The organism is Streptococcus infantis (assembly GCF_964243025.1).
Lineage (GTDB): Bacteria > Bacillota > Bacilli > Lactobacillales > Streptococcaceae > Streptococcus > Streptococcus infantis_N.
Map to the genome: position 1 here is coordinate 1 of NZ_CAXTDJ010000010.1, position 8,221 is coordinate 8,221.

The window sequence follows — 8,221 nt, forward strand, 5'->3', positions numbered from 1 at the left end:
ATTCCAGGATACCGCTTCGTAGAGACTAAGAAACTTCCAAACGGCGACACAGAACATGTCTACGAAAAAGTGAAGACTAGTCACAAGGATAAAGACGGAAATGAAATTCCAGGATATCCAACAGAAGACGGTGAAAATCCTAAGAAAGACATTCCAGGATACCGCTTCGTAGAGACTAAGAAATTGCCAAATGGTGATACAGTACACATCTACGAAAAAGTTGTAACTCCAGAAAAACCAGAAGCTCCAGTTAAACCAGCTCCAGCTAAGGAAAATGCTCCTCAATTACCAAATACTGGTACTGAAGATCATGCTAGCCTTGCTGCCCTTGGTTTAGTAGGTGTCTTGAGTGGATTTGGACTTATCGCTCGTAAAAAGAAAGAAGACTAATCAACTCTGTAAAGTAGTGAGAAAGTCACCTTTCTAATTAAAAACTAGTGCATCCAAGGATGTACTAGTTTTTTTAATCTCTTTGCTGCTTGTCTTAAGGATAGAACTATGCTACAATCTTGTAAAGCAAATAAGGAAGTCAAACCATGAAAAGTGAATATCAAAAAATGATTGCGGGAGAACCTTATCACCCGTTCGATCCAGAACTTCGTGCTCTAGCACAAACAGCACGACAAAAGCAAGCCTCATTTAATGAAGAAGTCGATCCAGTAAAAGGTATGGAAATCATCAAAGGATGGTTTGGCTCAACTGGTGAAAATCTCTATGTCAATACTCGTTTGGTGGTGGATTATGGTGTCAATATTCATTTGGGAGAAAATTTTTATTCTAATTGGAATCTGACTATGTTGGATGTATGTCCAATTACCATTGGTGACAATGCCATGATTGGTCCTAACTGCCAATTTTTGACACCTCTTCATCCTCTAGATCCAGAAGAACGAAATTCAGGTTTAGAATTTGGGAAACCCATTACGATTGGTAAGAACTTCTGGGCAGGTGGTGGGGTTATTGTCCTTCCAGGCGTTACACTAGGTGATAATGTTGTTGTAGGAGCAGGAGCTGTCATTACTAAATCTTTTGGTGACAATGTAGTTCTAGCAGGCAACCCAGCACGAGTTATCAAAGAAATTCCAGTCAAAGAAGAAAAATAAAAGAACAGCAAAATGCTGTTCTTTTTTGTACCATAAATAATGATTATTAATGAAGTTCGGATGGGGTTAAGAAAACTTTCAGAAAAAATTTAGGTTATTTTTAGGGAGTTTCTATAGAATGATACCAAGTAAAATGAAGATGAGGAAACTAGTATGAAAACAAAAAAATGGACATTCCTATTAACGAGTATAGTAACTCTAACACTGGTGACAGCTTGTACCCAGTCAACTTCAAATACAACAGCTAGCAATACCGCAACAACAACGGCATCCACTACAGATGCTAAGAAAACTAGCTATTTCACAGACAAGGACTACGATACTTCCTACGATGAAAAGTCTGCATCAACTGTAACTCTGTCTGGGTCAACAGCGACGGTATCAGGTGAAGGAGTGGCCGTATCAGGATCTACCGTTACAATCTCCAAGGCAGGAACCTATGTCATATCTGGTCAATCCGACGGAGTTCAAATCAAGATTGAAGCCGAAAAGACTGATGATGTGCATCTCGTACTAAACGGCGTCACCATGACCAATACCAATGCAGCTATATCTGCCACATCAGCTGGTCATGTTTACTTAACTCTAGCAGACGGGACAACCAACAGCCTGTCAGATTCAGCTTCAAACAGTGATGACAAGGCTGACGCGGCCCTCTTCTCTAAAGTGGACTTGACCATCAACGGTAAAGGAACTCTCAATGTAGATGGCAAGAAAAACAATGCTATCAAGGCCAACGACACGCTTCACATCACAGGTGGAACCTACAACATCACAGCAGTCGGAGATGCCTTTAATGTCAATGATGAACTTAACATCACTGGCACAACCATGACTATCGATGCCAAGGAAGATGGCGTCAAGGTCGATAATGATGATGATACATCTGTTGGAACCATGTATCTCTCTGATAATACCATCACTGTTACTGCTGGAGATGATGGTATCCACGCATCGGGTGATTTGGTTATTGATAGTGGTACCTATACCGTTAAGAATTCTACAGAAGGGCTTGAAGGTAAGTCAATCACTATCAACGGTGGAGACATCACCATATACTCAACAGATGATGGTGTCAATGCGGCCAACAAAAACGCCCAACAAAGTGAAATTTTCTTTGCTATGAATGGTGGGAATTTGACGGTTGAAGTTGGTCAGGGGGACACGGATCCAATTGACTCAAATGGTAACATTACTGTTACGGGAGGAACCATCAAAATGACTGGTCAAACTGGTTTTGACTTTGATGGAACAGCGACTTACACAGGCGGAGACATCTATTTCAATGGTGAAAAACAAACTGAGATTGTCAATTCGATACCTGGTGGAGGTGGACCTCAAGGAAATGGAGGCCCTGGTGGACGACCATAAAAGAAAATCTCCTTTCTCGAAAGAGAAGGGAGATTTTCTTATGTTATTAGGACGAAAAAGAATTATTCTCCGTCTTTTTTAAAGATGTTTTTTACGCCAGATACTGCACCTTCGACAGCTTCTTTTGCTTCTTCAGCAACTTCTTTAGCTTTTGAAGCTACCTTTTCTGCAGCTCCTTCTGCTTGAGTTTTTGTATCGCCAGTTAGTTTACCAAAACCTTCTTTAACAGAACCTTTAGCTTGGTTGAATTTTTCTTCGATTGACATGGGGGATACCTCCGTTAATTTTTTGTATTATCTAAATTACATTAGATATTAATTTAAGTATATACCCTTTTATGCTAAAAAGCAAAAAACTGATACGAAAAGCATCAGTTTATTTTTTAATAGGTTACAATATTCAATTGACCTTTATCATATTCAGCGATAAAGATATTTGAGACTTCTTCGAAACCTTCTTCTTTCAATTTCTCAGTTAGCCACTCCTCGGATTTGCCAATGGTTTCTAAGATTTCAACTTGGACAACACCATCTGTAATCACTGGGTACTTAGGATTTTCGTCACCCATTCTTACGACAATCAGCTGTCCGTTTTGCTCAATCACAGCTCTCTTGACATCCTTCAATTGGAAAATTCCTTGAGCGCGCAATTTAAGAGCTACATCTGCAGCTGCAAGACCTTTTGTGCGACAGGCTTCAGGATCTAACTTACCATTTTTGATGATAATAGTTGGTTTCCCGTCAATTAAGTGTTTGAAAAAGGAAATATTGGTATTCAACCATTTAAGGAGCAGGATGAGAATAGTCCAGATGATTAAGATTGTTACGTATTGGATGATGGTAATCGAGCTATTGTAGATAACCCCACCGATAATACCCCCGAGAACAAAGTTCTGGATTTGATCTACTGCAGAACTTGGTGCTAAATTTCCTTTACCTGTTACGTTAATAACAAAAACAAGAGAAAGTAGCCCCAAGGCCAATTTAATTGCAATCGTAGCAAAAAAGCTTATCATTTTTCAACCTCCACGAGTTCAACGTCTGATTTATAGAGTTCCATCTTTTCTAACAAATAGCTATCTTGGTCAGTCCCGCTAATGGCACGATAAAAATTGTCGCCAACCTTAATAATAGCTCCATCAGTAGTAGCTGAAGTATTGACATAAATATCTTTTTTATCAACACCTAACTCTTTTGATACAATCTCGATGAAGTGTAAGGAACTACGAAATTGATTATCATTGGATTGGCTGTTTTGAAAATTCGTAATGCTAATCAATACAAAAGCAATTAACGTCAAAATAGAAATGAGCGATAATTCACGGAACTTACTCCCTCTTTTATCTTTGAAAGCCTTAAATGCAAAGAATCCAGTCACAATCACTAAGAATGTCGACACAATAATCATGGTCCAATTCTGTTGACTAATCTGACTGAGAACATAGTCATATGAATAGAATTTCATAAGATTTCTCCCTTTTTTAAATTCAATCTATTATAAACTAATTCCTAAGCTATAGCAATTTTATTATGACGAAAAAAGCATTTAATTGTTGTTTCCTATTTGAGATAAGTTTTTCTCTCATCTTGACTTTCGTTTAGCTTTTGTTATAATGGTACAAATTTAGAGGAGGTACTCTATGATTCAAAAACATTCTATTCCTATTTTAGAGTTTGATGATAATCCTCAAGCAGTCATTATGCCCAATCATGAAGGCTTAGATTTACAGTTGCCAAAGAAGTGCATCTATGCATTTTTAGAAGAAGAGATTGACCGTTATGCTCAGGAAGTAGGAGCAAAGTGCGTAGGGGAGTTTGTTTCTGCCACTAAAACCTATCCAGTTTATGTCATGAACTACAAAGGCGAAAAAGTTTGTCTAGCCCAGGCTCCTGTTGGTTCTGCTCCTGCAGCTCAGTTTATGGATTGGTTGATTGGCTACGGTGTAGAGAAAATCATCTCTACCGGTACTTGTGGAGTCCTAGCCGATATTGAGGAAAATGCCTTTCTCGTCCCTGTTTGCGCTCTGCGAGATGAGGGGACGAGCTACCACTATGCAGCGCCTTCTCGTTATATGGAGATGCAGACTGAGGCTATCTCTGCTATTGAGCAAGTCTTGGAACAAAGAGGTATTCCTTATGAAGAAGTCATGACCTGGTCGACAGATGGTTTTTACCGAGAAACAGCTGAAAAAGTTGCCTATCGTAAGGAAGAAGGCTGTGCAGTTGTGGAGATGGAATGTGCAGCTTTAGCTGCAGTTGCCCAGCTTCGTGGAGCAGTCTGGGGTGAGTTACTGTTTACAGCAGACTCTCTAGCGGATTTAGAAAATTATGATAGTCGCGATTGGGGTTCAGAAGCTTTTGACAAGGCCTTAGAACTCTGTCTTGAAATCGTTAGTCATATGTGACTGCTTTAACTGTTTTATGGTACAATGTAACTATGTTATTCAAATCATTTTCGGAAAAAATAAACACGACCTTGGGGCGTTTATCACCGGCTCGTCGAATTTTTTTAAGTTTTGCTTTGGTTATTCTCGCAGGCTCTCTCCTTTTGAGTCTGCCATTTGTGCAAGCAACAAGCTCCCAAGCGACCTATTTCGACCATCTCTTTACAGCAGTATCCATGGTCTGTGTGACAGGACTCTTTACTCAACCAGTAGCTACTACATATAACATCTGGGGTCAGTTAATCTGTATGTTTTTGATCCAGATTGGTGGTTTGGGTCTCATGACCTTTATAGGGATCTTTTATATTCAAAGCAAGCAAAAGCTCAGCCTTCGTAGCCGTGAAACAATTCTGGAGAGCTTTAGTTATGGAGAAACTCAGTCTTTAATGGTTTTCATACGTTCGATTTTTTTGACGACTTTTATCGTTGAAGGACTCGGAGCCTTCTTGTTAAGTTTTCGTTTTGTTCCGGAATTTGGTTGGGGCCGAGGGATTTTCACCTCTATCTTCTTAGCTATTTCAGCTTTCTGTAATGCTGGATTTGATAATTTTGGAAGTACAAGTTTGGTAGCTTTTCAGACCGACCCTTTGATTAATCTAGTAATTGCTGCTTTGATCATCACAGGTGGTCTAGGATTTATGGTCTGGTTTGATCTAGCAACCCAGTTAGGAAAGAAGAAACGCCGTCTTCGTTTTCATACCAAATTAGTTCTTCTTTTAACAGTTGGGATTTTATTTACTGGGACAGTTTCAACTCTCTTGATTGAGTGGAACAATCCGGGAACGATTGGCAATCTTAGCGTGCCTGATAAATTGCTGGTCAGCTTTTTCCAAACAGTCAGCATGAGAACAGCAGGTTTTGCTTCGATTGATTACACCCAGGCCCGACCTGTTACTTTGCTGATTTATATCTTACAAATGTTTCTCGGTGGTGCACCTGGCGGGACAGCGGGAGGATTAAAAATCACAACCTTCTTTGTCTTGTTAGTCTTCGCACGAAGTGAGCTATTAGGCTTACCCCATGCTAATGTGGCTCGGAGAACGATAGAACCTCGGACAGTCCAAAAATCTTTCAGTGTCTTCATCATCTTCTTGATAACTTTTTTATCGGGTTTAATCCTATTAGGGATAACAGCAGAAGGGAATCCGAAATTTATCTACCTGATGTTTGAAACTATTTCTGCGCTTGCTACCGTTGGAGTAACAGCGAACTTGACACCAGAATTAGGTAAGATAGCACTTAGCGTTGTCATGTTATTGATGTTTATAGGACGAATCGGGCCGTTGACGCTATTAGTTAGCTTGGCTGAATATCGTCCAGACAAGAAAGATATGATCCACTATATGAAAGCAGATATTACTATTGGATAGGAAAGGATAAACTATGTCAGATCGGACAATCGGAATTTTAGGTTTAGGAATTTTTGGGAGCAGTGTTCTCGCAGCGCTTGCCAAGCATGATATCAATATCATAGCTATTGACGACCATGAGGAACTTATCAATCAATTTGAACCTGTTTTAGCACGTGGTGTTGTTGGAGACATTACGGATGAAGAACTCTTGTTATCAGCTGGGATTGATACCTGTGATACGGTTGTGGTAGCAACGGGCGAGAATTTGGAATCTAGCGTCCTTGCGGTTATGCATTGCAAGAGCCTTGGAGTGCCGACTGTTATTGCTAAGGTCAAAAGTCATACAGCAAAAAAAGTCCTTGAAAAAATTGGCGCGGATTCAGTCATTTCCCCAGAGTATGAGATGGGGCGCTCATTAGCGCAAACTATTCTGTTTAATAATAGCGTTGATGTCTTTCAGTTGGACAAGAATGTCTCTATTGTCGAGATGAAAATTCCACAATCGTGGTCAGGCAAGAGCCTAAGTCAACTAGACCTTCGAGGACGATACAATCTCAATATTCTTGGTTTTCGTGACTACGAAAATGCTCCCTTGGATGTTCAATTTGGACCGAATGATCTATTGAAAGCTGATGGCTATATGATGGCAGTAATCAATAACCAATATTTGGATAATCTAGCACGCCTCAATGATTAAAAGAGAAATGACTATTCTTTTTTCTAGTGACTATTGAGTCAATATAAGTATTTTATAAGAAGGATTTAAGAAAAATTTTAACTTTTTCTTAATCCTTTTTAATTTTAGGAGATTATACTAGAGTCATCAAAAAAAAGAAAACTCTAAGGAGAATCCTATGAAATTCAATCCAAATCAGAGATATACTCGTTGGTCTATTCGCCGACTCAGTGTAGGTGTTGCTTCAGTTGTTGTGGCTAGTGGCTTCTTTGTCCTAGTCGGTCAACCAAGTTCTGCACGTGCAGATGTCGTCAATCCGACCCCTGCCCAAGTCGTGTCAAACGATGCCTCGGAGAGTGAAAAGGGCGACCTATCAGCAGAGATTCTCAAAAAAGCAGTAGATGTAGATCTTTCTTCAGAACAGTCTGTTCCAACACCTAAAGCAAGTGTGGATACGACAAGCTCTTCAGAAAAAGCGGATGCAACTGATAAAGAGCCGGTGGGAACACCAAAAGAAGAAGTGCAAGCACAACCTGACTCTAAGAAACCAACAGAAGATGCAGTTAAACCTGTGGAAGGTTCTGAGTCTACAGTTTCTGGACAAGACCATGAAGCTAGTGAAGCGCAACCAGCGACTACCCCAGCTGAAGTGCAAAAGGGTGTGGCTGATAACACCAAAGACACAGTAGATGTCCCAGCTAATTACTTGGACAAAGCTAATTTTCCTGGCCCGTTTACAGCTGGTGTCAACCAAGTCATTCCATACGAATTCTTCGCTGGTGACGGTATGTTGACTCGCCTTATCTTGAAATCCTCTGATAAGGCTCCATGGTCAGATAATGGAACGGCTAAAAATCCTGCTCTCCCACCGGTAGAGAAATTGAGCAAAGGTCTTTACTTCTATGAAGTAGACTTGGCAGATACCCAAGGAAAATCTGACAAAGAGCTACTTGACCTCTTGAAACAAAATGGAACGCAAAGCTATAAGGCTACCATCAAGGTGTACGGTGCGAAAGACGGCAAAGCTGACTTAACAAATCTTGTGGCGACTAAGGATTTGGACGTTAATTTGAATGGCTTGACCACTTCAGCTGAAGTGCAAAAAGGTGTGGCTGACAATACTAAAGACACAGTAGATGTTCCAGCTAGCTACCTTGACAAAGCCAATTTCCCAGGACCATTTACAGCCGGCGTCAATCAAGTCATTCCATACGAATTCTTCGCTGGTGACGGTATGTTGACTCGCCTTATCTTGAAATCCTCTGATAAGGCTCCA

The 8,221-nt window shown here is 40.3% G+C and carries 10 protein-coding genes; 7 read left to right on the forward strand and 3 right to left on the reverse strand.

Annotated elements, in window-relative coordinates:
* The 3 genes from ACESNQ_RS08505 to ACESNQ_RS08515 form a co-directional block, all read left to right on the forward strand.
* Positions 1-390, forward strand: a 390-nt coding sequence (locus tag ACESNQ_RS08505; protein WP_373076184.1) for an LPXTG cell wall anchor domain-containing protein, incomplete at its 5' end; no start/stop codon positions are given.
* Between the two features lie 146 nt (positions 391-536).
* Entirely contained in the window at positions 537-1,103 is a 567-nt protein-coding gene (locus tag ACESNQ_RS08510; RefSeq protein WP_368910822.1) for a sugar O-acetyltransferase, read from the forward strand.
* A gap of 153 nt (positions 1,104-1,256) precedes the next feature.
* Positions 1,257-2,474, forward strand: a complete 1,218-nt coding sequence (locus tag ACESNQ_RS08515) for a carbohydrate-binding domain-containing protein (RefSeq protein ID WP_373076186.1) — start codon at positions 1,257-1,259, stop codon at positions 2,472-2,474.
* A 62-nt stretch (positions 2,475-2,536) separates the two neighbouring features.
* Here ACESNQ_RS08515 and ACESNQ_RS08520 read toward each other — a convergent pair whose 3' ends face one another.
* The 3 genes from ACESNQ_RS08520 to ACESNQ_RS08530 form a co-directional block, all read right to left on the reverse strand.
* Positions 2,537-2,740 carry a CsbD family protein gene (locus ACESNQ_RS08520; RefSeq protein WP_016466557.1) on the reverse strand — a complete coding sequence of 68 codons (204 nt, stop codon included), beginning with the start codon at positions 2,738-2,740 and terminating at the stop codon, positions 2,537-2,539.
* A 116-nt stretch (positions 2,741-2,856) separates the two neighbouring features.
* Positions 2,857-3,489: a DUF421 domain-containing protein gene (locus tag ACESNQ_RS08525; protein ID WP_373076188.1), complete on the reverse strand. Its 633-nt coding sequence runs from the start codon at positions 3,487-3,489 to the stop codon at positions 2,857-2,859.
* Positions 3,486-3,938: a DUF3290 family protein gene (locus ACESNQ_RS08530; protein WP_060956251.1), complete on the reverse strand. Its 453-nt coding sequence runs from the start codon at positions 3,936-3,938 to the stop codon at positions 3,486-3,488. Before ACESNQ_RS08530 ends, ACESNQ_RS08525 begins: the two co-directional genes overlap by 4 nt.
* Before the next feature lie 175 nt (positions 3,939-4,113).
* Here ACESNQ_RS08530 and ACESNQ_RS08535 point away from each other — a divergent pair, with 175 nt between their 5' ends.
* The 4 genes from ACESNQ_RS08535 to ACESNQ_RS08550 form a co-directional block, all read left to right on the forward strand.
* Entirely contained in the window at positions 4,114-4,878 is a 765-nt protein-coding gene (locus ACESNQ_RS08535; protein ID WP_373076190.1) for a nucleoside phosphorylase, read from the forward strand.
* A gap of 32 nt (positions 4,879-4,910) precedes the next feature.
* Positions 4,911-6,287, forward strand: coding sequence for a TrkH family potassium uptake protein (locus ACESNQ_RS08540; RefSeq protein ID WP_373076192.1), 1,377 nt, complete (start codon positions 4,911-4,913; stop codon positions 6,285-6,287).
* A 13-nt stretch (positions 6,288-6,300) separates the two neighbouring features.
* Complete coding sequence (locus tag ACESNQ_RS08545; RefSeq protein ID WP_373076194.1) at positions 6,301-6,966, forward strand: potassium channel family protein; 666 nt, start codon at positions 6,301-6,303, stop codon at positions 6,964-6,966.
* A 157-nt stretch (positions 6,967-7,123) separates the two neighbouring features.
* On the forward strand, positions 7,124-8,221 hold a 1,098-nt coding region (locus tag ACESNQ_RS08550), incomplete at its 3' end, for an SSURE domain-containing protein (RefSeq protein WP_373076196.1).

Coding starts and splice junctions, on each gene's coding strand:
- ACESNQ_RS08525 (WP_373076188.1), bottom strand. CDS start 3,489: ATGATAAGCTTTTTTGCTACGATTGCAATTAAATTGGCCTTGGGGCTA.
- ACESNQ_RS08515 (WP_373076186.1), top strand. CDS start 1,257: ATGAAAACAAAAAAATGGACATTCCTATTAACGAGTATAGTAACTCTA.
- ACESNQ_RS08510 (WP_368910822.1), top strand. CDS start 537: ATGAAAAGTGAATATCAAAAAATGATTGCGGGAGAACCTTATCACCCG.
- ACESNQ_RS08520 (WP_016466557.1), bottom strand. CDS start 2,740: ATGTCAATCGAAGAAAAATTCAACCAAGCTAAAGGTTCTGTTAAAGAA.
- ACESNQ_RS08540 (WP_373076192.1), top strand. CDS start 4,911: ATGTTATTCAAATCATTTTCGGAAAAAATAAACACGACCTTGGGGCGT.
- ACESNQ_RS08530 (WP_060956251.1), bottom strand. CDS start 3,938: ATGAAATTCTATTCATATGACTATGTTCTCAGTCAGATTAGTCAACAG.
- ACESNQ_RS08545 (WP_373076194.1), top strand. CDS start 6,301: ATGTCAGATCGGACAATCGGAATTTTAGGTTTAGGAATTTTTGGGAGC.
- ACESNQ_RS08535 (WP_373076190.1), top strand. CDS start 4,114: ATGATTCAAAAACATTCTATTCCTATTTTAGAGTTTGATGATAATCCT.